Raw genomic sequence first — 24,951 nt, 5'->3', positions numbered from 1 at the left:
CCGAGGGACGTCGACACAAGAACAAACGGGAACAGGGAGCGGTCATGAAGACCACGACGACGGCATCGGCCGTCACGACCAAGCGCCGCGGCGACGCGGCGGAGGACGCCGCACTGGCGTACCTGGAACGCGCGGGGCTGCGGCTGGTCGCGCGCAATTATCGGACGCCGGGCCGCGGCGGCGGCGAGATCGACCTGATCATGCGCGATCCGCGCGACCGCACGCTGGTGTTCGTCGAGGTGCGCCAGCGCAGTTCCGCGGGCCACGGCGGCGCGGGCGGCAGCATCACGGCGGCCAAGCAGCGGCGCATCGTGTTCGCGGCGCGCCACTATCTCGCCCGCCTGCGCGAGCCGCCGCCATGCCGCTTCGACGTGGTGCTGGTCGAGGAGCGCATCACCTGGTTGCGCGCGGCTTTCGACGCGGGCTGACAAGGTGTGAATAAACCTACTGCGCGCCCCGATCTCGCACCTGCGGTCCTCACCGTACGTGAGTACGGCTGCGGTCCTCGGCGCGACCTCGGGGCGCTCGCTACGGTTTCTTCACACCTTGTGAGCGGCCCGCGCACCGGCGCGCGATGCGCGAAGGTGTAGGGCGGATCACAGCGCGGGGTCTTTCGCTGCATCCCCGCAGTTATCATCCCGCCCCATGCTCGAGCAACGGATTCAGCAGCACTTCATCGACAGTGCCGACCTCAAGTACCAGGCCGGCCCGGTTCTGAGCAAACCCATTTCGCAGGCGATGCAGGCGATCCTGGCGTGCGTGACCAGCGGCGGCAAGGTGCTGGCCTGCGGGTCGGGCGTGTCGGGCCTGCTGGCCACGCAGTTCGCCTCGCAGTTCGTCGGCCGCTTCGAGCGCGAGCGGCCCGAGCTCGCGGCCATCGCGCTGCCCGGCGACAGCACCGATCCCGCGGCCGACGGCGCGAATGCCGTCGACGGCGACCGCTTCGCGCGCCAGGTGCGCGCGCTCGGCCAGGCCGGCGACGTGCTGCTCGCGCTCAGCGTCAGCGGCCAGTCGGCCCCGGTGCTCGCGGCGGTGCATGCCGCGCACGAGCGCGACATGACCGTGGTGGCGCTGCTCGGCAATGCCAACGCGGGCGCCTCGGCCGCGCCGGGCACGGGCGGCGTGATCGGCCGCGCGCTGCGCGAGACCGACGTGCAGATCAGCGTGCCGCACGAGCGCGGCGCGCGCATCCACGAGATCCACCTGCTCGCGCTGCATTGCCTGTGCGACGGCGTGGACGCGCAGCTGCTCGGCGATCCCGACAGCGACGTGCTGTCGCCGTCGAGCTGAGGCCACGAGTGCGCAGAGGCGGCGTAGGCCGCCTCCCACAGGCGCCGGTGCGCCCGCGCGGGAACTCCGGCGCCTTCTCCGTTTCTACCAACAAGCCGTAACGGAGCGGCAAATCCGCTGGGCTAAACTCGCCGCGAACCCGGGCCAGGGCCTCGCGCAGCGCCCGTCTCGCACCTCCATTCCAGGGAATCACACATGCAGAAGACCGCCTCGACGCCTCGCGCCATGCACCGCCTCGTTCTCGCACTCGCCTCGGGCGCGGCATTGGTCGCGGGCCTCTCGGCCTGCGTGCCGCTGGTGGTCGGCGGCGCGGCGGCGGTGGGCGTGGGCATGGTGGCGACCGACCGCCGCAGCTCGGGCGCCCAGCTCGACGACCAGGGCATCGAGCTGCGCGCCGCGGCCCGCGTGCGCGACATCGCCAACGACCAGATGTACGTCAGCGTGACCAGCTACAACCGCCAGGTGCTCTTGACCGGCGCGGTGGGCAACGAGGCCGATCGCCGCCGCGTCGAGGACGTGGTGCGCGGCGCCGAGAACGTGCGCTCGGTGGTCAACGAAATCACGCTGGGCGCGCCCAGCACCTTCCAGGACCGCTCCAACGACCTCTACATCACCGGCAAGGTCAAGGCCTCGCTGCTCGATGCCAAGGACATCTTCGCCAACTCCTTCAAGGTCGTGACCGAACGCGGCACGGTCTACCTGATGGGCATCGCCACGCGCCGCGAGACCGACCGCGCGACCGAGGTGGTGCGCAGCGTGACCGGCGTGCAGAAGGTGGTGCGCGTGGTCGAGGTGGTGAGCGAGGCCGACCTGAGCGGCGCCCAGCGCGGCGGCACCGGCGTCTCCACGCCCGCGCCCGTGGCGCCGGCCTCGCAGCCGCAGCCCGGCACCTCCTCGCGCGTGCCGCTGCCGCCGATGGAGCCGCTGCCGAATGCGGCACCGGCGCCCGCGCCGGCCGGTGGCGTGACGACCAGCCCGATCCGCTGAAGCGTCTCTCTTGATGCCCCGAATAAGAAAGGCCCCGTTCAGGGGCCTTTGTCATTCACGGGGTGTGCGTCGTCACTTCAGCCGCGTGATCAGGCTCGAGGTGTCCCAGCGCTGGCCGCCCGACTGCTGCACGTCGGCATAGAACTGGTCGACCAGCGCGGTCACGGGCACGCGCGCGCCGTTGCGCTTGGCCTCGTCGAGCACCAGGCCCAGGTCCTTGCGCATCCAGTCGACCGCGAAGCCGAAGTCGAACTTGCCCTGGATCATGGTCTTGCCACGGTTGTCCATCTGCCAGCTCTGGGCGGCGCCCTTGCCGATGACCTCGAGCACCGCCTGCATGTCGAGCCCCGCGCGCTGGCCGAAGGCGATGGCTTCCGACAGGCCCTGCACCAGGCCCGCGATCGCGATCTGGTTGACCATCTTCGCGAGCTGGCCCGCGCCGCTCTCGCCGAGCAGCGTGACCGCGCGCGCGAAGGCCGCGGCCACCGGCTTGATGCGGTCGAAGGCGGCCGCGTCGCCGCCGCACATCACGGTGAGCGCGCCGTTCTGGGCGCCGGCCTGGCCGCCCGACACCGGCGCGTCGATGAACTGCAGGCCGCGCTCGAGCGCGGCCTTGGAGAGTTCGCGCGCCACGTCGGCCGAGGCGGTCGTGTGGTCGACGAAGACCGCGCCCTTCGCCATGCCGGCGAAGGCGCCGTCGTCGCCGAGCACCACCGAGCGCAGGTCGTCGTCGTTGCCGACGCAGCAGAACACGATGGTGGCGCCGGCCACCGCTTCGCGCGGCGTGGCGGCATGGCGGCCGGGGGCGCCGAACTCGTCGACCCAGGCCCGGGCCTTGGCCTCGGTGCGGTTGTAGACCGTGACGCTGTGGCCGGCCTTGGCCAGGTGGCCGGCCATCGGCCCGCCCATGACGCCGAGGCCCAGGAAGGCCACCGTCTGCGCGGGAGTGGATTCGTAGGTGCGGGAGTTGATGCTGCTCATGGGCCCGAGCTTAAAGCCATTCGGCGACAGCCCGCACCCTGGGGGACATGGCCGTGCCGGCCCGAACATGTACGTGAACGTACACGTTGGAGTAGAATCGCCCCATGAGCTCCCCGGCCCCCCCGCCCAAGTCCCTCACCGTTCGCGATGCCGCGGCGCAGCTCGGCGTGACGCCGCGCACGCTCAAGTACTACGAGGAACTGGGCATCGTGGTGCCGGTGCGCAGCGAGGGCCGCTACCGGCTCTACGAACCGGCCGACCTCGAGCGGCTCGCGCGCGTGCTGCGCATGCGTTCGCTGGGCTTCTCGCTCACCACCATCACCGAGATGCTGCGCCAGCCGATGGAGGCGCCGGCCGAGGGCGGTCGCCCGCGGCTGTCGAATGCCTCGCTCAAGTCGCTGCGCGAGACCCTGGGCGCGCAGCTCGCCACGCTCGACACCCGCGTGGCCCAGGTGCGGCGCGAGCTCAAGGAAGCCGCGGCCCTGCAGGCCCAGCTGCGCCGCGACCTCGACTACGTCGAGCGCCGCCTGGCCGGCGAACCGGTGGAAGAGGCCCTCGCGCAGCGGCGCGCGGAGCGGCCGGCGCCGTGAACGCACCGGCCCTCGCCCGGCATCCGCGCGGCCTCTCGGCCGTGGCGTGGATGCCCTGGGCGATCGGGCTGGTCACGGCGGTCGACTATTTCGACAACGCGCTGTTCGCGTTTTTCGCCAGCTACATCGCCGGCGGCGTCAACGCCTCGCCCGACGAACTGGTGTGGGCCTCGAGCGCCTACGCGCTGGGCGCGGTGCTCGGCATCCTGCAGCAGCATGCGTGGATCGAGCGGCTCGGCTATCGCCGCTACCTCGCGCTGTGCATGTTCGCCTTCGCCGCGGGCGGCCTCGGCGCCGCCTGGTCCGACAGCGCCACCCAGCTTGCGCTGGCGCGCGGCATGCAGGGCTACTTCGTCGGGCCGATGCTCGGCGCCTGCCGCATCCTGATCCAGATCGGCATGCCGGCCGAGCGCCGCGCCAGGGCGCTCAAGGCCTTCATGGTGCTGATCGTCTTCGGCGGCGCGCTGGCGCCTGTGGCCGGCGCCTTCCTGGTCTCGAACTTCGACTGGCGCTGGCTGTTCGGCAGCACCGTGCCGGTGGCGGTGTCGATCGGCCTGCTGGTGCTGTGGGCGCTGCCCGACCTCGGCGATGTCGAGCCGCACGAGCGCACCGCGCCGCATCATGCGCCCTACCTGGTGTTCGCGCTCGCGCAGGCGGCGCTGCAGGTGGTGCTCACGCGCACCCACTTCGAACTCTTCACCGGTTCGCCCGCGCTCGTCGGGCTGGCGCTGGCCGGCCTCGCGGGGCTCGCCTGGTTCGGCTGGCACCAGTGGCACCATCCCGCGCCGCTGGTGCGGCTGCATGCGCTGCGGCAGCCGGGCTTTCGCGTCGGGCTCGCGCTCTACGTCGTCTACTACTACCTGTCGACCGGCTTCAGCTACCTGCTGCCGCGGCTGATGGAAGGCGGGCTCGGCTTCAGCGTGGGCAACACCGGTTACTTCACGGGCGCGATGTCGCTCGCCACCGGGCTGCTGGTGTTCGTCTACCTGCGCTATTCGGCGCGCCTCGCGCGCAAGAAGTGGCTGATCGTCGCGGGCTTCGCGATCGCCGCGCTGGCGTCCGCCTGGCTCGCGCGCGTCACGCCGCAGTCGGGGCGCGAGGCGCTGGTCGGCCCGCTGCTGCTGCGCGGCCTGCTGATGCTGTTCGTGGTGCTGCCGGTCGCGAACCTCACCTTCCGGCCCTTCGCGGCCGAAGACTTCGCGCACGGCTACCGGCTCAAGAACCTGGTGCGGCAGCTCGCGATCTCCTTCGCCACCTCGAGCGTGATCGCGCTGCAGCAGCACCGGCTCGCCGAATCGGCCAACCCCGGCAACGTGGGCTTCATGCAGGCGCTCGACGGGCTGACGCGGAGTTTCGCGGCGCTCGGCCATGCGGCCGGCGAGGCGCATGCCATGGCGCTCGGCACCCTGTGGCGCACGCTCGAGCAGCAGGCCACCTTCATGGCCTCGCTCGACGGCTTCACGGCGATCGCGGTGGTCGCGCTCGCGGCGGGCGTGTTCGCCGCCTGGCAGCGGCAGATCGACTGACCGAAGCGGAAGCGGACAGCCGAACGCAGAGGGCGCGAAGGTCTCGCGAAAGTCGCGGAAGAAGGCAGGAAGAATTTTGAAGATTCTTTTCTGCGACTTCTGCGCTCTTTGGTCTTCCTTCTACGTTCGGCGGTCCGCTCCCGAATTCAGACGATCGCGAAGTGCTCCGTGCCCGCGGCCAGGTCGGTGCTGCGCGCGCGTTGGCTGTTGAGCTTGATCTGCAGCCGCAGGTCGTTGGCCGAGTCGGCATTGCGCAGCGCATCCTCGAAGCTGATCGCATGGGCCTCGAACAGGTCGAACAGCGCCTGGTCGAAGGTCTGCATGCCGAGGTTGCGGCTCTTCTTCATGATCTCCTTGATCTCGCCGACCTCGCCCTTGAAGATCAGGTCGGAGATCAGCGGCGTGTTCAGCAGGATCTCGACCGCCGCCACGCGGCCCAGGCCGTCCTCGGTCGGCACCAGGCGCTGCGAGACCAGCGAGCGCAGGTTCAGCGACAGGTCCATCAGGAGCTGCGCGCGGCGCTCCTCGGGGAAGAAGTTGATGATCCGGTCGAGCGCCTGGTTGGCGCTGTTGGCGTGCAGCGTGGCCATGCACAGGTGGCCGGTCTCGGCGAAGGCCACCGCGTGCTCCATGGTCTCGCGGTCGCGGATCTCGCCCATCAGGATCACGTCGGGCGCCTGGCGCAGCGTGTTCTTGAGCGCCGCCTCCCAGCTGTCGGTGTCGATGCCCACCTCGCGCTGCGTCACCACGCAGTTCTTGTGCGGATGCACGAACTCCACTGGGTCCTCCACCGTGACGATGTGGCCGAAGGAGTTCTCGTTGCGCCAGTCGATCATCGCGGCCAGCGTGGTCGACTTGCCCGAGCCGGTGGCGCCCACCAGGATGCACAGGCCGCGCTTGGTCATCGACACGTCCTTGAGCACCTGCGGCATGCCCAGGTCGTCGATGGTCGGCAGCTTGGCCGGGATGGTCCGCAGCACCATGCCGACCTTGCCCTGCTGCACGAAGGCGTTGACGCGGAAGCGGCCGATGCCGGTCGGCGAGATCGCGAAGTTGCACTCCTTGGTGCGCTCGAACTCGGCCGTCTGGCGGTCGTTCATCACCGAGCGCGTGAGCGCCAGCGTGTGCTGCGCGCCCAGCGCCTGCTGCGAGACCTTGGTGACCTTGCCGTCGACCTTGATCGCGGGCGGGAAGTCGGCCGTGATGAACAGGTCGCTGCCGTTGCGGCTCACCATGAGCTTGAGCAGGTCGTTGATGAACTGGCTGGCTTGATCGCGTTCCATGATGGGGCTCCGGAGGGCAGGGTTCAGCCGGGGAAATTCTCGGGAATCTTCGCTTTGCTGCGGGCTTCCGCGGCGGAGATCGTATTGCGCCGCACCAGGTCCGTGAGGTTCTGGTCCAGCGTCTGCATGCCCTGGCCCTGGCCGGTCTGGATCGTGGAGTACATCTGCGCCACCTTGGCCTCGCGGATCAGGTTGCGGATGGCCGAGGTGCCCAGCATGATCTCGTGCGCCGCCACGCGGCCCATGCCGTCCTTGGTCTTGCACAGGGTCTGCGAGATCACCGCCTGCAGCGACTCCGACAGCATGGCGCGGATCATCTCCTTCTCCTCGCCCGGGAACACGTCGATGATCCGGTCGATGGTCTTGGCGGCCGACGAGGTGTGCAGGGTGCCGAACACCAGGTGGCCGGTTTCGGCCGCGGTCATCGCGAGGCGGATGGTCTCGAGGTCGCGCAACTCGCCGACCAGGATGGCGTCGGGGTCCTCGCGCAGCGCCGAGCGCAGCGCGTTCGAGAACGACAGGGTCATCGGCCCGACCTCGCGCTGGTTGATCAGGCACTTCTTCGACTCGTGCACGAACTCGATCGGGTCCTCGACCGTGAGGATGTGGCCGTACTCGTTCTCGTTGAGGTAGTTGATCATCGCGGCCAGCGTGGTCGACTTGCCCGAGCCCGTGGGACCGGTTACCAGCACCAGGCCGCGCGGCTTGAGCGCGAGTTCGCCGAAAATCTTGGGTGCATTCAGCTGCTCGAGCGTGAGGATCTTCGAGGGAATGGTCCGGAACACCGCGGCCGCCCCGCGCGCCTGGTTGAAGGCGTTGACCCGGAAGCGCGCCAGGCCGTCGATCTCGAACGAGAAGTCGACCTCCAGGAACTCTTCGTAGTGCTTGCGGTGGGTGTCGCTCATGATGTCGTAGACCATGGCGTGCACCGCCTTGTGGTCCAGCGCATCGACATTGATGCGGCGCACATCGCCGTGAACGCGGATCATCGGCGGCAGGCCGGCCGACAGATGCAGGTCGGAAGCCTTGTTCTTGACGCTGAACGCGAGCAGTTGGGTGATGTCCACGGGGCTCCTCGATCGGGTTTCGGTGACGTTTTGATACGAATTTGGACGATTATGACGATGATTGGCGACGACCTCCAGCATGTGCGACAGCGGATCGCGAAGGCCTGCGCCGACGCCGGCCGCGACCCCGGCGCGGTGCGGCTGCTGGCGGTATCGAAGACCTTCGGGCCCGAGGCGGTGCGCGAGGCGCATGCCGCCGGCCAGGCGGCCTTCGGCGAGAACTACGTGCAGGAAGGCCTGGACAAGATCGCCGCGCTGGCCGACCTGCGCGCCGGCCTCGAATGGCACTGCATCGGCCCCCTGCAGAGCAACAAGACGCGGCCCGTGGCCGAGCAGTTCGACTGGGTGCACGGCATCGACCGGCTGAAGATCGCCGAGCGGCTCTCGGCCCAGCGCCCGGCCCACCTGCCGCCGCTGCAGGTCTGCCTGCAGGTCAACGTCGACGGCGGCGCCAACAAGTCCGGCGTCACGCCCGAGGAGGCTCTGCCGCTGGCGCGCGCTGTGGCGGCGTTGCCACAGCTGGTGCTGCGCGGGCTCATGGCGATCCCCGAACCGGCGCCCGATTTCGAGGCCCAGCGCGCGCTGTTCCTGCGCGCGAAGGCGCTGTTCGATGAAATCCGCGGCGCCGGCATCGCGCTCGACACCCTGTCGCTGGGCATGAGCGCCGACCTCGAGGCGGCGGTCAGCGCGGGCAGCACGATGGTGCGCATCGGCACGGCGATCTTCGGCGGCCGCCCGCAGAAGGCGGCCTGAGCGGCAAGGCTCAGATCCCGAGCGGGATCCGCGCGCTGCTCTTCACTTCCTCCATCACGGCATAGGTGCGCGTCTCGCGCACGCCCGGCAGCTGCCACAGCACCGTGCCCGCGAAGTCGCGGTAGGCCGCCATGTCGGCCATGCGCGTCTTCAGCAGGTAATCGAAGCCGCCGGCCACCATGTGGCATTCGACGATCTCCTCGCGCACCTGCACCGCGGCCTTGAACTGGTCGAACACGTTGGGCGTGGTGCGGTCCAGCAGCACCTCGACGAAGACCGTGAAGCCGCGGCCCAGCCGCTCGGCGTCGAGCCGCGCCTCGTAACCCTGGATGAAGCCCTCGCGCGTGAGCCGCTGCACGCGCGCGAGCACCGCCGTCGGCGACAGCGCCACCGCCTCGGCCAGCTTGAGGTTGGTGATGCGGCCGTCTTCCTGAAGAATCTTCAAAAGCCGGAGATCGACGCGGTCCAGGTCGGTCATGGAATGCGGTGTGGCAAGGGGTTCTGGTGAATTATCCGGAAATATCGTCGAATTTTGATGAAAGATTCGCCGTCAAGGCATGGACCATAGCCAATCCAACCAAGGAGAAGACATGCGCCTGCCCGACCCCTACCGACCCGAGACCGAGGTCGTCGCCCATCGACTCGCCCTGCTCGAGGGTGCGCTCGACTGGACCGCGGCCTCGACCGTTGCCACGCCCTGGGTGCAGGCGGTGCGCGACCATCCGCCGCCGTTCTGGGCCATGGAGAGCCTGCTGCGCGAATACCCGATCTCGAGCGCCGAGGGCCTCGCGCTGATGCGCCTGGCCGAGGCGCTGCTGCGCGTGCCCGATGCCGAGACCGCCATCGCGCTCACGGCCGACCAGCTCGGCCGCGCCGATTTCGAGGGCGCGGCCGATTCCACGCTGTCGCGCCTGTCGTCGGCCGCGATCGCGATGTCGAAGCGCTTCCTGCCCGAGGCCGACCATCCGCCCGGCCTGATGGCCCGGCTCGGCGCGCGCACCGTGGTCGCCGCCACGCTGCGCGCGGTGCAACTGCTGGGCCGGCAGTTCGTGCTGGGCCAGACCATCGCCGAGGCGATGGACGAGGCCCGTGCCGCGCACCGCAAGCAGTCCGCCCTGTGCTTCAGCTACGACATGCTCGGCGAGGGCGCGCGCACCGACGAGGACGCCCTGCGCTACCTCGAGAGCTACACCCGCGCCATCGCCGCGATCGCCCAGGGCGCCGATCCCACCGCCGCGCCCGAGCGCAACGACGGCATCTCGATCAAGCTCAGCGCGCTGCATCCGCGCTATGAAGACGCGCAGCGCGAGCGCGTGCTGCGCGAGCTGGTGCCGCGTGTGTGGCTGCTGTGCGAGCGCGCGGCCGCGGCCAACCTCAACCTCACCATCGATGCCGAGGAGGTCGACCGGCTCGAGCTCTCGCTCGACGTGTTCGACGCGCTGGCGGCCCGCGTCGCCGCCGAGCATCCGCAATGGCGCGGCTTCGGCCTCGCGCTGCAGGCCTACCAGACGCGCGCGCTCGAGCTGATCGAGCACGTCACCGCGATCGCGCGCCGCTACGGCCTGCGGCTGATGTGCCGGCTGGTCAAGGGCGCCTACTGGGACGCCGAGATCAAGCGCGCGCAGGAGCTCGGCCTGCCGCACTATCCCGTGTTCACCCACAAGCACCACAGCGACGTCAGCTACCTGGCCTGCGCGCAGGCGCTGCTGGCCGCGCCCGACGCGATCTATCCGCAGTTCGCCACCCACAACGCGGGCACCATCGCGGCCATCCTGCAGATGGCGCAGCGCCAGGGCGCGCCCTTCGAGCTGCAGCGGCTGCATGGCATGGGCGAGGGCGTCTACCGCGAAGTCATGAAGCACACGGGCGCCTCGGTGCGCGTGTACGCGCCGGTCGGCCGCCACAAGGACCTGCTGGCCTACCTGGTGCGCCGCCTGCTCGAGAACGGCGCCAACTCCTCCTTCGTCAACCAGCTCGGCGACCCCGGCGTGCCCATCGCCACGCTGCTGGTCTCGCCGCTGTGGCTGGAGCGCGAGAACCCGCAACTGCCGCTGCCGCCGCTGCTCTACGGGCCGGCGCCCGCGCGGCGCAACAGCGACGGGCTCGACCTCACGGTCGACGCCATGCGCGCGCCGCTGTTCGCCGCGCTGGCCGCGACCGCAGTGCCGGTCGTGCCCGAGGCCGATCCCGTGAGCGTCGCGCGCGCCGTGGCCGCGAGCGCCGCCGCCTTCCGCGCCTGGCGCAATACGCCGGTGGCAACGCGCGCCGCCGCGCTGCGCCGCGCGGCCGATGCCTTCCAGGCGCAACTGCCGCGCCTGTGCGCGCTGCTCGTCAAGGAGGCCTTCAAGACCTGGGGCGACGCGGTGTCCGAGGTGCGCGAGGCGATCGACTTCTTGCGCTACTACGCCGACGAGGCCGAGCGCCTGATGCAGCCCGTGCTGCTGCCCGGCCCGACCGGCGAGCGCAACGAGCTGCGGCTCACCGCGCGCGGGCCCTGGGTCTGCATCAGCCCGTGGAACTTCCCGCTGGCCATCTTCACGGGCCAGGTCGCGGCCGCGCTGGCCACCGGCAACACCGTGCTCGCCAAGCCCGCCGAGCAGACGCCGGCCATCGCGCGCGAAGCGGTCGCGCTGCTGCATGCGGCCGGCATCCCGGCCGACGCGCTGCAGCTGCTGCACGGCGCCGGCGAGACCGTGGGCGCCGCGCTGGTGGCAGCGCCCGGCGTGGCCGGCGTGGTGTTCACCGGCTCGACGCAGGTGGCGAAGATCATCCATCGCGCGCTGGCGGGCAAGGACGGCCCGATCGTCCCGCTGATCGCCGAGACCGGCGGCATCAACGCGATGCTGGTCGACTCGAGCGCGCTGCCCGAGCAGGTGGCCGATGCCGTCGTGCAGAGCGCCTTCCGCTCGGCCGGCCAGCGCTGCTCGGCGCTGCGGCTGCTGGTGCTGCACGAGGGCATCGCCGACGGCGTGATCGAGATGATCCGCGGCGCGGCGGCCGAGCTGTCTGCCGGCGATCCCGCGCTGCTCGCGACCGATGTGGGCCCGGTGATCGACCGCGAGGCGGCCGACAACATCCGCCGGCATCTGGCGCGGCTGGACCGCGAAGCGAAGCGCGTGCTGGCGCCCACGGAAACGGACGACGCCTCGTCCACCCTGATCGCGCCGGCCGCCTATGAAGTGGGCGCCATCGAGGACGTGCGCAGCGAGATCTTCGGCCCCGTGCTGCAGATCGTGCGCTGGGGCTCGGGCGCGCTGAGCGACCCGGCCGAGGTGATCGAGCGCATCAACGCGCTCGGCTACGGCCTCACGCTCGGCATCCAGACGCGCATCGATTCGCGCGCCCAGGCGCTGGCCGTGCGCGCCCACGTGGGCAACGTCTACGTCAACCGCAACATCATCGGCGCGGTGGTCGGCGTGCAGCCCTTCGGCGGCGAAGGGCTCAGCGGCACCGGGCCCAAGGCGGGCGGCCCGAACTACCTGCCGCGCTTCTGCGCCGAGCAGACCGTGACGGTCAACACGACGGCCGCGGGCGGCAACGCGGCGCTGCTGAGCACGGTGGCGTAGCGCCACCGCGCGCCTTCAGCGCAGCGTGCTCTGGCCGTGCGCGGCGGCCTGGCGATCGAGCTGCTCGATCAGCGCGCCGTAGGCCGGGCTCGCGCGCAGCCGCGCGTATTCCGCAACCGCCTGGCGATAGCCCGGGCGCGTGGGGTCGGCGCCGGTCTCGCCCGACTGCTTCGCCGCCAGCCCCGACCGCATCCACAACCGCGTGTCGGCGGCCACCGCGGCGCGGCTGTTGGCCGACACGGTGGTCACCTGCTGCTGCGGCGTGCCGTCGATGTAGCCCTGCGTGGGCGCGGTCCTGAGCCATTGGCGCGTCTCGGCCGTCACGGCCTCGCGCGTGGTCGACGAGCTGAACGACGCGGGACGCGGATCGCCCTCGCCGTAGTTGCCCGCGAAGCTCGGCGCGGCGGTGGCGGCCAGCAGCGCGGCGAAGGCGGCGCTGCCCAGCAGGCGGGTGGCGCGGACGGTGCGGGTGGGGCGGTGTTGCGAAGTCTTCATGTCGTCGTTCCTTTCGATGGGGGGACGTGGTGGTTGAACCCGGTGGGAGCGAAGCGCGTGGTCTTCGTCCTTCCTTGCCATCGACTCTAGGGAGCGCAAACCGGCGGTCGATAACCGGTCGATGACGATTTCGTCATCTGCCGCGCCGCCGCGAAAAAGCCCCGCGCGAGGGCGTCAAGCGACTCTTGCATAACCGCCTGTCGCGGCATGCATAAGCCATGGCGCGGCGCGCGAGACGGGACTATCGTTCGCCCATCATTCCAACCAAGGGACTCTCATGAGCGAAAAACTCTCCTTCGTCACGCCGACGGCCAACAGCCCCTGGGGCACCTACCTGTCGCAGGTCGATCGCGTGGTGCCCTACCTGGGCCCGCTCGCCCGCTGGGTCGAAACCCTCAAGCGCCCCAAGCGCGCGCTGATCGTCGACGTGCCGATCGAGATGGACGACGGCACCATCGCCCACTTCGAGGGCTACCGCGTGCAGCACAACATGAGCCGCGGCCCGGGCAAGGGCGGCGTGCGCTTCCACCCCGACGTCACGCTCGAGGAAGTGATGGCCCTGTCGGCCTGGATGACCATCAAGACGGCCGCCGTCAACCTGCCGTACGGCGGTGCCAAGGGCGGCATCCGCGTCGACCCGAAGAAGCTGTCGCAGAACGAGCTCGAGAAGATCACGCGCCGCTACACCAGCGAGATCGGCATCATCATCGGCCCGCACACCGACATCCCCGCGCCCGACGTCAACACCAACGGCCAGATCATGGCGTGGATGATGGACACGTACTCGATGAACGTCGGCGGCACCGCCACCGGCGTGGTCACCGGCAAGCCGCTGCACCTGGGCGGTTCGCTGGGCCGCGTCAAGGCCACCGGCCGCGGCGTGTTCGTCACCGGCCGCGAAGCCGCGCGCCGCCTCGGCCTCGACCTGCGCGGCGCGCGCATCGCGGTGCAGGGCTTCGGCAACGTGGGCTCGGTCGCGGCCGAGCTGTTCGCCGAGGCGGGCGCCAAGATCGTCGCGGTGCAGGACCACACCGGCACCATCGTCAACGACAAGGGCCTCGACCTCGCGCAGCTGGTGCCGATCTCGCGCACCGACGGCGTGGTCGGCTTCAAGGCCGGCGGCGACATCGTGCCGAACGAGGACTTCTGGAGCGTCGCCTGCGACATCCTGATCCCCGCCGCGCTCGAAGGCCAGATCACGGCCGAGCGCGCGAAGACGACCACTGCCAAGCTGGTGCTCGAGGGCGCCAACGGCCCCACCGTGCCGCAGGCCGACGACATCCTCGCCGAGCGCGGCGTGCTGGTGGTGCCCGACGTGATCTGCAATGCCGGCGGCGTGACCGTCAGCTACTTCGAATGGGTGCAGGACTTCTCGTCCTTCTTCTGGGACGAGGACGAGATCAACGTGCGCCTCGACCGCATCATGATGAACGCCCTCAACCAGATCTGGGACACGGCCGACAAGCACAAGATCACCCTGCGCACCGCGACCTACGCGGTGGCTTGCGAGCGGATCCTGATGGCGCGCCAGGAGCGCGGACTGTACCCCTGAGCGACGCATGTCGTTCCCGAGGCCGTCGCCGGCCTCGGCGTCTGTATCCTGCGGGCCCATGAACCGTCCGCCGATCTACCTCGACCCCGCGTTCGTCGCGTCGCCCGATGCCCTGCTCGGGTGGGTCCAGGCCGCGGTGACGTGGGACGAGCGCATGAAGGCGCGCAAGACGGCCAGCTTCGGTGTGCCGTACGACTATTCGCAGATCCGCTACGAGGCGGTGCCGATGCCGTCCGTGCTCGACGATCTCTGCGAGCGGATCGAGGCGAGGCTGGGGTTCCGTCCGAACAACTGCCTGCTGAACCACTATCCCGATGGAGCCTCGTCGATGGGCTTCCATTCCGACGACACCGAGGTTCTGTCCCCGGGCACTGGCGTAGCCATCGTGTCGGTGGGCAGCGAGCGCTCGATCGTCTACCGCAGCAAGGCCGACAGCAGCGTCCGGCACGACTTCCCGCTGCCGCACGGATCGCTGCTGTACATGTCGGATGCGGTCCAGCAGGACTGGTTGCACGCAATCCCCAAGGCACAAGTCGTTGGCGAGCGGATCAGTCTCACTTTCAGATCCATCCATCGTCCGACGAATCCGGCCTGAATTTCACGGGCGTCCGTCGGCGTGCGATGGGCGGTGCGCTATCGTTGGCGGGGTGGCGAAACCACCGAGACATCCTGCCTGAATGGCATCTCCCCCGAGGCTTTTTCCGTGAACACACTTGGCTCCGTCGAGAACGCGCGCATCCAGAAACTCCTTGCCGGCGGCCAGCGCAAGCTGCTCGGCCTGGTCGGCGCCCCCGGCGCCGGCAAGTCCACGCTCGCGGCGCTGCTGCGCGACGCGCTCGGCGCCGAGCGCGCGCAGGTGGTGCCGATGGACGGCTTCCACCTCGCCAACGTCGAGCTGCAACGGCTCGGCCGCGCCGACCGCAAGGGCGCGCCCGACACCTTCGACAGCGCCGGCTACGTGGCGCTGCTGCAGCGGCTGCGCGCGCAGCGGCCCGGCGGCGACATCGTCTATGCGCCCGAGTTCCGGCGCGAGATCGAGGAGCCGGTGGCCGGCGCGATCGCGGTGCTGCCCGAGACGCAGCTCGTGATCACCGAAGGCAACTACCTGCTGCACGACACCGGGCCCTGGGCCGGCGCGGCGGCGCTGCTCGACGAGGTCTGGTACGTGGACATCGACGACGCGCTGCGCGAGGCGCGGCTGGTGCGCCGGCACGAGCAGTTCGGCCGCAGCGCCGAGGCGGCGCGCGCGTGGGTGGCGCAGACCGATGCGCCGAACGCGCGGCTGATCGCGGCCACGCGCGCTCGGGCCAGCCACGTCGTCGTGCTTTCCTGACCGGCGCCTGATCTCGAATCGCCGGGGAACGCGCGGCCCTCATCGCGCTCGAAGGCAGGCCGGCGGCCCGCCGGTTAGCATCCGCCACGCCATGCCGACCCTGCCTTCGACCTTCCTCCGCCCTCGTTCCTCCGTCCTCGTCCTCGCGCTCTTGTCGGCGCTGGTGCTCGCGGGCTGCGGCAGCAGTGCGCGCCGCGTTTCCTACGACACCGAGGAGTTCGACTCCACCACCACCCACACGCGCAGCTACGAGGCCACCGAGGCCCAGACCTGCGAGGCCGCGCGCCGCGCGCTTCTGAGCCAGGGCTACATGGTCACGGCCGCCAATGCCGACCTGGTGACGGCCCGCAAGAGCTTCCAGCCGGCGGCCGAGGTGCATGTGGAGGTCGAGTTCCGCGTGGTCTGCGCGGCCGAGGGCGGCCGGGGCGGCAAGGGCGCCAGGCCGAAGAGCACGGTGGCCTTCGCGACCGCGCTGCAGGACCGCTACGGCCTCAAGAAGGTCAACAACTCGGCGAGCCTGGGCGTGGGCGCCTTCGGCTCGCTGTCGCTGCCGCTGACCGGCAGCGACGACGCGATGGTCAAGGTGGCGAGCCAGACGCTGACCGACGAGCGCTTCTACGACCGCTTCTTCGCGCTGCTCGACCGCTTCCTCGAAGGGCAGGAGCCGGGCGCGGAAGAGCCCGAGGACCTGCCCGAACCCGCGCCGCCGGCACCCGCCGCTACCCCGGCCCCGTCCCAGGCTCCGGCCACCACCTTCCCGGTGCCGACCTCGCCCAACCGCGGCTGACGGCATGGCCACCCTCCCGTTCGCGGACCGGCTGGCCTTCCTGCGCGAGCCCGGCCGCTGGCGCGCGGGCGCGCAGCTCGCGGCGGCGGTGGCCATCGCCTGGGGCGTGTCGCGCGGGATCGGGCTGCCCGAGAGCTTCTGGGCCGTGATGAGCGTGCTGATCGTGATGCGGCCGAGCGCCGGCTCCACGCTCGAGGCCGGCTGGGACCGCGTGCGCGGCACCTTCGCGGGCGCGCTGGCGGGGCTCGCGGGCGTGTGGCTCGCGCACCATGGCGTGCCGATGCAGGCCGACGCGCTCGCGATCGTGCTGCTGCTGGCCTTCGTCGGCGCCGCCGTGCCGGGCCTGCGCAGCGCGCCGGTGGCGGCGCTGATCATCCTCTCGGCCGGCAGCCTGCCGGGCCATTCGGCGCTGCAGGTGGCGCTGCTGCGCATGGCGCAGATGGGCATCGGCGTGGGCGTGGCGCTCGCGATGGCGCTGGTGACGGCCGAGTACCGGGCTGGCGCGCGCTTCGACGCGGGCTGCGCGGCGCTGCTGCGCGGCATGGCGAAGCGCTTGCTGGCGCTGGCCGCGGGCGATGCGACCGAGAGCGACGGCGAACGCGCCCGCGCCGCGCTCGCGCGGCTCACGGTGCTGGCGGGCGGCGCCGACCTCGAATCGCGCTGGCCCTGGCGTCACCGCACGGTCGGTGCGCCGAAGGACGCGCATCGGCAGCGCGCGCGCACCATGGCGCGGCTGATGCAGGACGTGGCACTGCTCGGCCGTGCCATCGGGCCGCAGCAGCCGGCATCGAACGAAGAGACCGCGAAGGCCGCGCGCGCCTCGGCCGGCGCGCTCGCCGCGCTGGCGGATGCGCTCGAAGGCAAGGGCATGGCGCCCGATCTGTCGGTGCTCGAGCGGCTCGCGGCGCGCCATGCGTCGCGCGACGACGCGGCCCGGCCGCTGCTGGCGGCACCGCTCGCGCTGCTGCTCGAAGATCTGCGCGCGCTGCAGGCGACGCGCGTCGCGGCCTAACGCACCAGCGTCGATTTGCCGAACAGGCTCTCGATCAGTTCCACCGCGATCTCGGCTGTCTGGTTGCGCACGTCGAGCGCGGGATTGAGTTCGACCACGTCGACCGAGCCGAGCCGGCCGGTGTCGGCGATCATCTCCATGCACAGCTGCATCTCGCGGTAGGTCGGTCCGCCGCGCACGCCGGTGCCCACGCCGGGTGCGATGTTCGGGTCGAGGCAGTCGAGGTCGAAGCTCACGTGCAGGTGCGTGTCCTCGTCCACGTCCTGCAGCGCCTCGGTCATGGTGGTGCGCATGCCGTGCTCGTCGATGTGACGCATGTCGAACACGTGGAGGCCCAGCGTGCGGATCGCCTCCTTCTCGTCGGCATCGACGCTGCGGATGCCGATGAAGCGGATCGCCTCGGGCGGCAGCGCCGCGCGCTCGCCGCTCCAGCCGGTCAGCACCGCGGGCCCGTGGCCCAGCAGGCACGACACCGGCATGCCGTGCAGGTTGCCGCTGGGGCTGGTGGTCTCGGTGTTGACGTCGGAATGCGCGTCGAGCCACAGCACGCGCAGCTTGCGGCCGCGCTTGCGCGCATGCCAGGCCACCGCGCTGATCGAGCCGATCGCCAGGCAGTGGTCGCCGCCCAGCATCAGCGGCACGTGACCCGCGCCCAGCACCTCGTCGACCGCCGCGTACACCGCGCGGTTCCAGGCGATCACCTCGTCGAGATGGCGCAGCCCGTTGGCCGGCGGCGCCCAGGGCGTGGCCGGGCCCGCGAGATTGCCGCGGTCGACCAGCGCGAAGCCCTGGCGCACCAGTGCCTCCGCCAGCCCCGCCACGCGCAGCGCATCGGGGCCCATGCCCGCGCCGCGCACGCTGGCGCCGACGTCGGTGGGCGCGCCGATCAGTTCGAGGGTGGTGCCGGCGTTGTTCATCTCAGGTCTCCAGGTGGTCCCACAGGTAGGCGTAGCCCAGCGCGTCCATGAACGCGGACTGCTTGTTGTCCGAGGCCGCGCTGTGGCCGCCCTCGAGGTTCTCGTAGAAGGCCGTGTCGTGGCCCTGCGCGGCCAGCTTCGCATGCATCTTGCGCGCATGCACCGGACCCACGCGGTCGTCGCGCGTCGAGGTGGTGAACAGCGAGGGCGGGTACTTGGCGCCGGGCTTCGCGTTCTCGTAGGGCGAGAAGTGGCGGATCCATTCCCACTCCTCGGGCACTTCGGGGTCGCCGTACTCGGCGATCCACGAGGCGCCGGCCGACAGCTGCGTGTAGCGACGCATGTCGAGCAGCGCGACCTCGCTCACGATGGCGCCATAGAGCTCCGGATGGCGCGTGAGCATGTTGCCCATCAGCAGGCCGCCGTTGCTGCCGCCCATGGCACCCAGGTGCGCGGGCGAGGTGATGCCGCGCGCGATCAGGTCCTCGGACACGGCTGCGAAGTCCTCGCTGCTGCGCAGGCGGTTCTGCTGCAGCGCGGCCTGGTGCCAGCGCGGGCCGTATTCGCCGCCGCCGCGGATGTTGGCCACCACGTACACGCCGCCCTGCTCGAGCCAGGCGCGGCCGATGCCGCCGCTGTAGCTGGGCGTGAGCGAGATCTCGAAGCCGCCGTAGGCGTACTGCAGGGTCGGGTTGCGGCCGTTGGCCACCAGGTCCCTGGGCGCGATCTCGAAGTAGGGCACGCGCGTGCCGTCCTGCGAGCGCGCGAAGTGCTGGCTGACCGTGTAGCGCGAGGCGTCGAAGAAGCCCGGGCTGTGCTTGAGCGGCTCGGCCTCGCCCTGGCCCAGGGTGCCGATGTAGAGCGTGGTCGGCTGCAGGAAGCCGCTCACGGTGAGGAAGTAGTCGTCGTTCTCGTCCTCGTCGATGGCGCCGGCCGCGATGGTCGACAGCGCGGGCGCGCCGCCCAGGCTCTCGCGCTGCCACGGGCCCTGGCCGTCGGCCGGCGGCGTGAGCACCTCGATGCGGTTCACCACGTCGTGCATCGCGTTCACGATCAGGTGATGGCGCGTCCACGAATGGCTGTCGAGCGCGCTGGTGTCGGTGGGTTCGAACAGCAGGGTGAGTTCGCGCGCGCCGGCCATGTAGGCGTCGAAGTTCGCGGCCAGCAGCGAGCCGGCCTTGTAGCTGGCGCCGCCCACCTCCCAGTCGCTGCGCGGCTCGATCAGCAGCCATTCGCGCGTGACGTCGACCACCGCGTCGTCGGGCACCTCGATCTTGGCGAGCGTGCCGTCGGCCGCGCGCACCCAGGTCTCGCTGTCGTAGAAGTCGATGGCGCGCGAGACGAAGTCGCGCTCGAAGCCCGGCGTGGCGTCGCGCCAGCCCGAGGCCGAGAGGTCCTCGGTGTCGGCCTCGTAGACCGTGACGGCCTCGGCCAGCGGCGTGCCGCGCTTCCATTCCTTCACGATGCGCGGATAGCTCGAGGTGGTCATCGAGCCCGGGCCGAAGTCGGTGGCCACGTAGAGGTGGTCGATGTCCTTCCAGGCCACCGTGTTCTTGGCTTCCGGCAGTGCGAAGCCGCCCTCGACGAAGGCCTTGCGCACCGGGTCGAACTCGCGCACCACGTCGGCATCGGCGCCGCCGCGCGAGAGCGACAGCAGGCAGCGGCCATAGCCGGGGTAGAGCCAATCGGCGCCGTGCCAGACCCAGTTCTCGCCCTCGGCCGCGGCCAGCGCGTCGAGGTCGAGCACCGTCTCCCAGGCCGGTTGCGGCTTGCGGTATTCCTCGAGCGTGGTGCGGCGCCACAGGCCCTTGGGATGGGCCTTGTCGCGCCAGAAGTTGTAGTAGAGGGTGTCGACCTTGTAGACCATCGGGATGCGGTCGTCGGAGTCGAGCACCTCGAGCAGGCCTTGCTCGATCTGCCTGAAGCGCGCCGACTGCGCGTGGCGCTGCACCGTCTCGGCGTTGCGGGCCTTGGCCCAGTCGAGGGACTGCGTGCCGTCGATGTCCTCGAGCCAGAGGAAGGGGTCTTGGTCTTGCGCTTGCGGGCGGGGGGAAGAGGTCATGGACACAGTGTACGAACGCACCGTGACGGACATCGATCCATGGACTTTCGCATTACCGGTGGACGGTCCCAGAACATCGCTCGGTGCAAACCCGGGTGCGCTCCCCGGTGGAAACACTGAAGGGCGCGGCCCCCCGGCGCAGCGGCCGCACGGTATCCTGCCGAAGCCGAATGCGACGGCATTCCACGACCTAGGAGACACAACACATGAAACACCTGAGCGGTCTCGATGCCACCTTCCTGCATCTGGAAACGCCGGAGATGCCGATGCACGTGGGCTCGCTCAACGTGCTCGACCTGCCCAAGGGCTACAAGGGCGACTTCTACGAGGACGCGAAGCAGTTCATGGCCAGCCGCATCCACCTGGCCGACGTGTTCACGCGCAAGCTCGCGCTGATGCCCTTCGACATGACCAACCCGGTGTGGGTGGAGGACGACGACATCGACCTCGACTACCACGTGCGCCACATCTCGCTGCCGCGGCCCGGCACCAATCGCCAGTTGCAGCAGTACGTCGCGCGGCTGCACTCCTCGCTGATCGACCGCAGCCGGCCGATGTGGGAGTTCTACATCATCGACGGCCTGAAGAGCGGCCAGGTCGCGCTCTACACCAAGGTGCACCACGCGGGCATCGACGGCCAGGCCGGCGTGGAAGTGGGCAAGGCCATCTTCGACCTCGAGGCCACGGGCCGCGTGGTGAAGCCGCCGCGCTCGCGCCCGCGCAACAGCGGCTACCAGCTCGGCATGGCCGAACTCGCGAGCGCCGCGCTGCGCAACACGGCGCAGCAGTACGTCAAGCTGTTCAAGATGGCGCCGGCCATCGTGCGTGCCATCAGCGGGCTGGCCAAGCCCGACGAGAAGGCGGCCGAGAAGCTCACGACCACGGCGCCGAAGAAGTTCAATCTGTTCGCGCCGCGCACCTCGCTCAACGTCTCGATCACCAACCAGCGCACCTTCGCGGGCCGCACCATCTCGCTGGCCGAGACCAAGTACATCGCCAAGCACTTCGGCGTGTCGCTCAACGACGTGGTGATGGCCACCGTGGCCGGCGCGCTGCGCCACTACCTGGCCGACAACAACGAGCTGCCGGCCAAGCCGCTGGTGGCGGGCGTGCCCGTGAGCCTGCGCGAGGCCGGCGACGACACGGCCAACAACCAGGCCAGCATGATCCTCGTGAGCCTGGCCACCGACATCACCGATCCGCTGCAGCGGCTCAAGGCCATCAATGCCTCGTCGACCTCCTCGAAGTCGACCATGAACCGCTTCAAGGCCGTGATCCTCGACGACTTCCCGACCTTCGCCGCGCCCTGGCTGGTGTCGGGCATCGCCTCGATGGTGGGCCGCTCGGGCCTGGTCAACATGCTGCCGCCGGCCGCCAACGTGGCGATCTCCAACGTGGCGGGCGCGCCGTTCCCGATGTACTTCGCGGGCGCGCTGGTCACCTGCTACTACCCGGTGTCGATCGCGAGCCACGGCACCGCGCTCAACGTCACGGTGCAGAGCTACAACGGCCGCATGGACTACGGCCTGATCGCCTGCCGCCGCGCCGTGCCCGACATCACCGAGATCGGCGACTACCTGCTGGCCGAGCACAAGCTGCTGATGGAGCTGACGCAGAAGCATCCGTCGGTGGCCGGTGCACCGGCGCCGAAGCCCGCGGCCGTCGTCGAGGCGCCCGCCGATGCGGAACCCGTGGTCAAGGCGGCCGCGAAGAAGGCTCCGGCGCGCAAGGCCGCGGCGAAGAAGACGCCGGCAGCCAAGAAGGCGCCCGCGAAGAAGGCGGCGGCCAAGACCGCCGCCAAGGCCGCCCCGAAGCCCGCTGCGAAGCCCACCGCAAAGACCCCCGCCCGAAAGGCCCCCGCGCGCAAGAGCGCGCCACGCGCCGCGGCCGCCGCCGCTTGAGAACCGCCCGGGCCCGAAAAATTGGGGCAGTTGGACTAGTTTTCCGACGCTTCTAGTTTTTCAGGCCTAGGCCCTTGGGAAGAAGATCACCCCATCGCGAATCCCGCGACCGATCAACTTCCAGGAACAACCCATGTCCACCTCGCAAACCTCCATCGCTTCCGCCGCCGTCCACGTCATCGGCCAGTACAACGACGCCGGCAAGACCCTGGTCGGTGCCTACCGCACCGGCGTGCAGCGCCTGCTCGACGGCGCCGCTTCGCGCTACAGCGACTTCATCGGCCAGCGCGAGCTGCCGCTGGTGAACGACAAGATCAAGGCCAACCTGATCGGCGCGCAAGCCAAGGTCAACGGCTTCCTGGCCAACCGCCTCGAGATCGACACCGGCCGCATCGTCTCGGTGATGGACCGTGTCGCCACCGGCACCACCAGCGGCATCGAATCGGTTGCCCATCGCGTGGCCCAGGTCGAGTCGCCGGTCGCCACCTCGGTGATCAACGCGCTGTCGGCCGTGAACCAGCCCTTCGCGACCGTGTCGGTGCAGATCGCCGACCGCATCGCCGCCGGTGCCAGGCAGATCGAAGTCCGCGTCGCGGGCACCGAGGAAGCCAAGCCCGTGCGCACCGTGAAGGCCAAGGCCGCCGCGGTCAAGAAGCCGGTTCGCCGCGCTGCCGCCCGCAAGGCGGCCTGAGTTCCGCAGGCGCCTTCGGGCGCCTTTTTCTTTTGCGGTACCGTCGAAGGTACCGAGTTCCCCTGGAGCGATGCATGGCGACCCGCCGCGATGAACCCGCAGAACTGAAGAAGAAGGCGACGCCCGCGAAGAAGACCGCCGGCGCCAGGACCACCCCCGCGAAGAAGACCGCGGCGCCGCGCAAGCGCAGCGCCGCCAAGGCAAAGAGCAGCAAGGCGGGCACGGGCACCAAGCCCGCGTCCTCCGGCGAAGGCCTGCTGCGTGCCGGCCTCAAGGCGCTCGACAACGTGCGCAACGACGTCGCCAAGCGACAGGCCAGCGTCACCAACGTGATCGAGGGCCTGCTGGGCATCGGCGGCAAGGGCGGCGAGGAAGCGAGCGGCGCCAAGGCCGTGCTGACGCGCGGCTTCCCGGGCCTCGACAGCTTCGGCATCCGCAAGTTCGAGGACGTGTTCGACCAGCGCGTGGCCACCGCGCTGCAGCGCCTGGGCATGCCCACGGCCGAGGAGGTGCAGGCGCTGCAGTCGCAGATCGCCGCGCTCGCCGAGCGGCTCGACCGCCTCGAGCAGGCCGCGCGCGGCGGCAAGCGCTGATCGATCCCGGCACGACCCGCACGACCCGCAAGATCCGCCAGTGGCCGGCTCCAACACCACGCGCGACCGCATCCTGCTGACCAGCCTCGCGCTGTTCAACGCGCAGGGGCTCGCGGCGGTGTCCACCCACAAGATCGCGGCCGAGCTCGGCATGAGCCCGGGCAACCTGCACTACCACTTCAAGGCCAAGCAGCTGATCGTGGAGTGGCTGTTCCGGCGCTTCGAGCAGCGGCTCGAATCGCTCAACGGCTCCTCGGCCGGCATCGCGGCCATCGACGACCTGTGGCTCGCGCTGCACCTGCGCTTCGAGGCGATCAACGAGTACCGCTTCATCTACCGCGACATGGCCTTCCTGGCGAGCGAGTACCCGGTGCTCGGTCAGCGCGCGCAGGCCCTGACCGCGCAGAACCTGCTGGCGGCCCAGGCGCTGTGCGAAGGGCTGGTGGCCTCGGGCGTGATCGAGACGAGTGCCGAGCAGGCGCGCATCCTGGCGCTGCAGATGGTGTTCACCACCACCTGCTGGCTGTCGTTCGAGCGCCTGGTGCCGGGCCGCGACGCGGTGGCGCAGGCCGATCCGGGATTGGCGGCCTTCTACACGCTGACCCTGGTTTCGCCGTATGTTTCGGGCGAATCGAGGGCTTACCTCGATTACCTGAGGGCCAAATACCTCGGATAACAGACGACACCGTCCGACGGGTGGGCCGCGCGGCGGAACCCCAGACTGGCAACGAAGAACCAACAGAAGCGCAGAGACACGCAAGAAAGGACCCGCACATGACCACCGCCACCCGTGAACACATCTCGCCGCCCTCGCGCCTGCTGCTGCTGGCCGAAGGCCGCGCGCTCTGGGAAACCGGCGCGGGCCTCGCCATGTGGCCGTTGCTGCAGCTCACGCCGCGCGGCGACGGCCATCCGGTGCTGGTGCTGCCGGGCCTGGTGGCCGGCGATGCCTCCACGCTGGTGCTGCGCCGCTACCTCGCGAGCCGCGGCTACGACGCGCACGGCTGGGGCCTGGGCCGCAACTTCGGTCCGCGCGAAGGCGTGGAGGACGGCATGGTCACGCTGCTGCGCAAGCTGCACGACGACAGCGGCCAGAAGGTCAGCCTCGTCGGCTGGAGCCTGGGCGGCGTGTATGCGCGGCTGCTGGCATCGGCGCATCCCGATCTCGTGCGCGGCGTGATCACGCTGGGCAGCCCGTTCTCGGGCAGCCCGCGTGCCACCAATGCCTGGCGCGTCTACGAAGGCGTGAGCGGCCAGAGCTCGCATGACCCGCGCCGCATGAAGTTCGTGCAGCCCACGCCCTCGGTGCCCACCACCTCGATTTTCAGCCGCACCGACGGCGTCGTGGCCTGGCGCTGCAGCATCGAGAAGACCGGGCCGAAGTCCGAGAACATCGAGGTCATCGCGAGCCACCTGGGCCTGGGCGCGCACCCCGCGGTGCTCTATGCGCTGGCCGACCGGCTGTCGCAGCCCGAGGGCGGCTGGAAGCCCTTCAACCGCGGCCTGCTGGGGCCGCTGGTCTATCCCGATCCCGACCGCGCGAACTGAGGTCCGCCGCCGGAGCC

At 70.4% G+C, this 24,951-nt stretch carries 24 protein-coding genes; 17 read left to right on the top strand and 7 right to left on the bottom strand.

What is annotated here, in order from left to right; translation table 11 throughout:
- Positions 1-44 precede the first annotated feature (44 nt).
- The 3 genes from INQ48_28820 to INQ48_28810 all read left to right on the top strand — a co-directional run bounded on the left by INQ48_28820 (position 45) and on the right by INQ48_28810 (position 2,277).
- The gene (locus INQ48_28820; protein QRF57250.1) at positions 45-428 is read left to right on the top strand and encodes a YraN family protein; all 384 of its coding nucleotides are present in this window, start codon (positions 45-47) and stop codon (positions 426-428) included.
- Positions 429-645: 217 nt separating this feature from the next.
- A complete protein-coding gene (locus tag INQ48_28815; GenBank protein QRF57249.1) occupies positions 646-1,290 on the top strand; it encodes an SIS domain-containing protein in 645 nt (214 codons plus the stop codon).
- A 225-nt stretch (positions 1,291-1,515) separates the two neighbouring features.
- Entirely contained in the window at positions 1,516-2,277 is a 762-nt protein-coding gene (locus INQ48_28810; protein ID QRF60944.1) for a BON domain-containing protein, read from the top strand.
- Between the two features lie 72 nt (positions 2,278-2,349).
- On the opposite strand, the gene INQ48_28805 is transcribed toward INQ48_28810, so the two are convergent.
- Entirely contained in the window at positions 2,350-3,258 is a 909-nt protein-coding gene (locus tag INQ48_28805) for an NAD(P)-dependent oxidoreductase (protein ID QRF57248.1), read from the bottom strand.
- Between the two features lie 104 nt (positions 3,259-3,362).
- Here INQ48_28805 and INQ48_28800 point away from each other — a divergent pair, with 104 nt between their 5' ends.
- Positions 3,363-3,848, top strand: a complete 486-nt coding sequence (locus INQ48_28800; GenBank protein QRF57247.1) for a MerR family transcriptional regulator — start codon at positions 3,363-3,365, stop codon at positions 3,846-3,848.
- A 50-nt stretch (positions 3,849-3,898) separates the two neighbouring features.
- Positions 3,899-5,374, top strand: a complete 1,476-nt coding sequence (locus INQ48_28795; protein QRF60943.1) for an MFS transporter — start codon at positions 3,899-3,901, stop codon at positions 5,372-5,374.
- Positions 5,375-5,520: 146 nt separating this feature from the next.
- Here INQ48_28795 and INQ48_28790 read toward each other — a convergent pair whose 3' ends face one another.
- Entirely contained in the window at positions 5,521-6,657 is a 1,137-nt protein-coding gene (locus tag INQ48_28790; GenBank protein ID QRF57246.1) for a PilT/PilU family type 4a pilus ATPase, read from the bottom strand.
- 23 nt (positions 6,658-6,680) lie between these two features.
- The gene (locus INQ48_28785) at positions 6,681-7,724 is read right to left on the bottom strand and encodes a type IV pilus twitching motility protein PilT (protein ID QRF57245.1); all 1,044 of its coding nucleotides are present in this window, start codon (positions 7,722-7,724) and stop codon (positions 6,681-6,683) included.
- A gap of 51 nt (positions 7,725-7,775) precedes the next feature.
- Here INQ48_28785 and INQ48_28780 point away from each other — a divergent pair, with 51 nt between their 5' ends.
- The gene (locus INQ48_28780; GenBank protein QRF57244.1) at positions 7,776-8,477 is read left to right on the top strand and encodes a YggS family pyridoxal phosphate-dependent enzyme; all 702 of its coding nucleotides are present in this window, start codon (positions 7,776-7,778) and stop codon (positions 8,475-8,477) included.
- A 10-nt stretch (positions 8,478-8,487) separates the two neighbouring features.
- Here the strand turns inward: INQ48_28780 and INQ48_28775 are convergent, their stop codons facing one another.
- Positions 8,488-8,955 carry an Lrp/AsnC ligand binding domain-containing protein gene (locus INQ48_28775; GenBank protein QRF57243.1) on the bottom strand — a complete coding sequence of 156 codons (468 nt, stop codon included), beginning with the start codon at positions 8,953-8,955 and terminating at the stop codon, positions 8,488-8,490.
- A gap of 112 nt (positions 8,956-9,067) precedes the next feature.
- On the opposite strand from INQ48_28775, the gene INQ48_28770 reads away from it, so the two are divergent.
- Complete coding sequence (locus INQ48_28770) at positions 9,068-12,043, top strand: L-glutamate gamma-semialdehyde dehydrogenase (GenBank protein ID QRF57242.1); 2,976 nt, start codon at positions 9,068-9,070, stop codon at positions 12,041-12,043.
- A gap of 15 nt (positions 12,044-12,058) precedes the next feature.
- Here INQ48_28770 and INQ48_28765 read toward each other — a convergent pair whose 3' ends face one another.
- Positions 12,059-12,538, bottom strand: a complete 480-nt coding sequence (locus INQ48_28765; GenBank protein QRF57241.1) for a hypothetical protein — start codon at positions 12,536-12,538, stop codon at positions 12,059-12,061.
- Positions 12,539-12,815: 277 nt separating this feature from the next.
- On the opposite strand from INQ48_28765, the gene INQ48_28760 reads away from it, so the two are divergent.
- The 5 genes from INQ48_28760 (at position 12,816) to INQ48_28740 (ending at position 17,222) form a co-directional block, all read left to right on the top strand.
- Entirely contained in the window at positions 12,816-14,090 is a 1,275-nt protein-coding gene (locus INQ48_28760; GenBank protein QRF57240.1) for a Glu/Leu/Phe/Val dehydrogenase, read from the top strand.
- 58 nt (positions 14,091-14,148) lie between these two features.
- Positions 14,149-14,685 carry an alpha-ketoglutarate-dependent dioxygenase AlkB gene (locus INQ48_28755; GenBank protein QRF57239.1) on the top strand — a complete coding sequence of 179 codons (537 nt, stop codon included), beginning with the start codon at positions 14,149-14,151 and terminating at the stop codon, positions 14,683-14,685.
- 108 nt (positions 14,686-14,793) lie between these two features.
- Positions 14,794-15,423, top strand: coding sequence for a nucleoside/nucleotide kinase family protein (locus INQ48_28750; GenBank protein QRF57238.1), 630 nt, complete (start codon positions 14,794-14,796; stop codon positions 15,421-15,423).
- A gap of 91 nt (positions 15,424-15,514) precedes the next feature.
- Positions 15,515-16,210 (top strand): DUF2242 domain-containing protein, encoded by a 696-nt coding sequence (locus INQ48_28745; GenBank protein QRF57237.1) that lies wholly within the window; start codon positions 15,515-15,517, stop codon positions 16,208-16,210.
- A gap of 4 nt (positions 16,211-16,214) precedes the next feature.
- Positions 16,215-17,222: an FUSC family protein gene (locus tag INQ48_28740; protein ID QRF57236.1), complete on the top strand. Its 1,008-nt coding sequence runs from the start codon at positions 16,215-16,217 to the stop codon at positions 17,220-17,222.
- On the opposite strand, the gene rocF is transcribed toward INQ48_28740, so the two are convergent.
- Positions 17,219-18,139: an arginase gene (gene rocF, locus INQ48_28735; GenBank protein QRF57235.1), complete on the bottom strand. Its 921-nt coding sequence runs from the start codon at positions 18,137-18,139 to the stop codon at positions 17,219-17,221. The genes INQ48_28740 and rocF overlap by 4 nt on opposite strands.
- A 1-nt stretch (position 18,140) precedes the next feature.
- The gene (locus INQ48_28730; protein ID QRF57234.1) at positions 18,141-20,201 is read right to left on the bottom strand and encodes a S9 family peptidase; all 2,061 of its coding nucleotides are present in this window, start codon (positions 20,199-20,201) and stop codon (positions 18,141-18,143) included.
- A gap of 206 nt (positions 20,202-20,407) precedes the next feature.
- Here INQ48_28730 and INQ48_28725 point away from each other — a divergent pair, with 206 nt between their 5' ends.
- From INQ48_28725 to INQ48_28705, 5 genes are all read left to right on the top strand, one after another.
- The gene (locus tag INQ48_28725; protein QRF57233.1) at positions 20,408-22,102 is read left to right on the top strand and encodes a wax ester/triacylglycerol synthase family O-acyltransferase; all 1,695 of its coding nucleotides are present in this window, start codon (positions 20,408-20,410) and stop codon (positions 22,100-22,102) included.
- A 133-nt stretch (positions 22,103-22,235) separates the two neighbouring features.
- Positions 22,236-22,793: a hypothetical protein gene (locus tag INQ48_28720; GenBank protein ID QRF57232.1), complete on the top strand. Its 558-nt coding sequence runs from the start codon at positions 22,236-22,238 to the stop codon at positions 22,791-22,793.
- 74 nt (positions 22,794-22,867) lie between these two features.
- Positions 22,868-23,386: a phasin family protein gene (locus INQ48_28715; GenBank protein ID QRF57231.1), complete on the top strand. Its 519-nt coding sequence runs from the start codon at positions 22,868-22,870 to the stop codon at positions 23,384-23,386.
- Between the two features lie 40 nt (positions 23,387-23,426).
- Positions 23,427-24,062, top strand: a complete 636-nt coding sequence (locus tag INQ48_28710) for a TetR/AcrR family transcriptional regulator (protein QRF57230.1) — start codon at positions 23,427-23,429, stop codon at positions 24,060-24,062.
- A gap of 98 nt (positions 24,063-24,160) precedes the next feature.
- A complete protein-coding gene (locus INQ48_28705) occupies positions 24,161-24,934 on the top strand; it encodes an alpha/beta hydrolase (protein QRF57229.1) in 774 nt (257 codons plus the stop codon).
- The last annotated feature ends 17 nt before the right edge of the window (positions 24,935-24,951 follow it).

It is taken from the genome of Variovorax paradoxus (genome assembly GCA_016806145.1).
In the GTDB taxonomy this organism is placed as follows: Bacteria; Pseudomonadota; Gammaproteobacteria; order Burkholderiales; family Burkholderiaceae_C; genus Variovorax.
This window is presented reverse-complemented; position numbering and strand designations above follow the sequence as displayed.

Excerpts from the sequence above, each read along its gene's own strand:
- INQ48_28740 (QRF57236.1), top strand. The coding sequence starts at position 16,215 with ATGGCCACCCTCCCGTTCGCGGACCGGCTGGCCTTCCTGCGCGAGCCC.
- INQ48_28820 (QRF57250.1), top strand. The coding sequence starts at position 45 with ATGAAGACCACGACGACGGCATCGGCCGTCACGACCAAGCGCCGCGGC.
- INQ48_28705 (QRF57229.1), top strand. The coding sequence starts at position 24,161 with ATGACCACCGCCACCCGTGAACACATCTCGCCGCCCTCGCGCCTGCTG.
- INQ48_28720 (QRF57232.1), top strand. The coding sequence starts at position 22,236 with ATGTCCACCTCGCAAACCTCCATCGCTTCCGCCGCCGTCCACGTCATC.
- INQ48_28795 (QRF60943.1), top strand. The coding sequence starts at position 3,899 with ATGCCCTGGGCGATCGGGCTGGTCACGGCGGTCGACTATTTCGACAAC.
- INQ48_28755 (QRF57239.1), top strand. The coding sequence starts at position 14,149 with ATGAACCGTCCGCCGATCTACCTCGACCCCGCGTTCGTCGCGTCGCCC.
- INQ48_28715 (QRF57231.1), top strand. The coding sequence starts at position 22,868 with ATGGCGACCCGCCGCGATGAACCCGCAGAACTGAAGAAGAAGGCGACG.
- INQ48_28815 (QRF57249.1), top strand. The coding sequence starts at position 646 with ATGCTCGAGCAACGGATTCAGCAGCACTTCATCGACAGTGCCGACCTC.
- INQ48_28780 (QRF57244.1), top strand. The coding sequence starts at position 7,776 with ATGACGATGATTGGCGACGACCTCCAGCATGTGCGACAGCGGATCGCG.
- INQ48_28775 (QRF57243.1), bottom strand. The coding sequence starts at position 8,955 with ATGACCGACCTGGACCGCGTCGATCTCCGGCTTTTGAAGATTCTTCAG.
- INQ48_28730 (QRF57234.1), bottom strand. The coding sequence starts at position 20,201 with ATGACCTCTTCCCCCCGCCCGCAAGCGCAAGACCAAGACCCCTTCCTC.
- INQ48_28810 (QRF60944.1), top strand. The coding sequence starts at position 1,516 with ATGCACCGCCTCGTTCTCGCACTCGCCTCGGGCGCGGCATTGGTCGCG.
- INQ48_28725 (QRF57233.1), top strand. The coding sequence starts at position 20,408 with ATGAAACACCTGAGCGGTCTCGATGCCACCTTCCTGCATCTGGAAACG.
- INQ48_28790 (QRF57246.1), bottom strand. The coding sequence starts at position 6,657 with ATGGAACGCGATCAAGCCAGCCAGTTCATCAACGACCTGCTCAAGCTC.
- INQ48_28770 (QRF57242.1), top strand. The coding sequence starts at position 9,068 with ATGCGCCTGCCCGACCCCTACCGACCCGAGACCGAGGTCGTCGCCCAT.
- INQ48_28805 (QRF57248.1), bottom strand. The coding sequence starts at position 3,258 with ATGAGCAGCATCAACTCCCGCACCTACGAATCCACTCCCGCGCAGACG.
- INQ48_28745 (QRF57237.1), top strand. The coding sequence starts at position 15,515 with ATGCCGACCCTGCCTTCGACCTTCCTCCGCCCTCGTTCCTCCGTCCTC.
- rocF (QRF57235.1), bottom strand. The coding sequence starts at position 18,139 with ATGAACAACGCCGGCACCACCCTCGAACTGATCGGCGCGCCCACCGAC.
- INQ48_28800 (QRF57247.1), top strand. The coding sequence starts at position 3,363 with ATGAGCTCCCCGGCCCCCCCGCCCAAGTCCCTCACCGTTCGCGATGCC.
- INQ48_28760 (QRF57240.1), top strand. The coding sequence starts at position 12,816 with ATGAGCGAAAAACTCTCCTTCGTCACGCCGACGGCCAACAGCCCCTGG.
- INQ48_28765 (QRF57241.1), bottom strand. The coding sequence starts at position 12,538 with ATGAAGACTTCGCAACACCGCCCCACCCGCACCGTCCGCGCCACCCGC.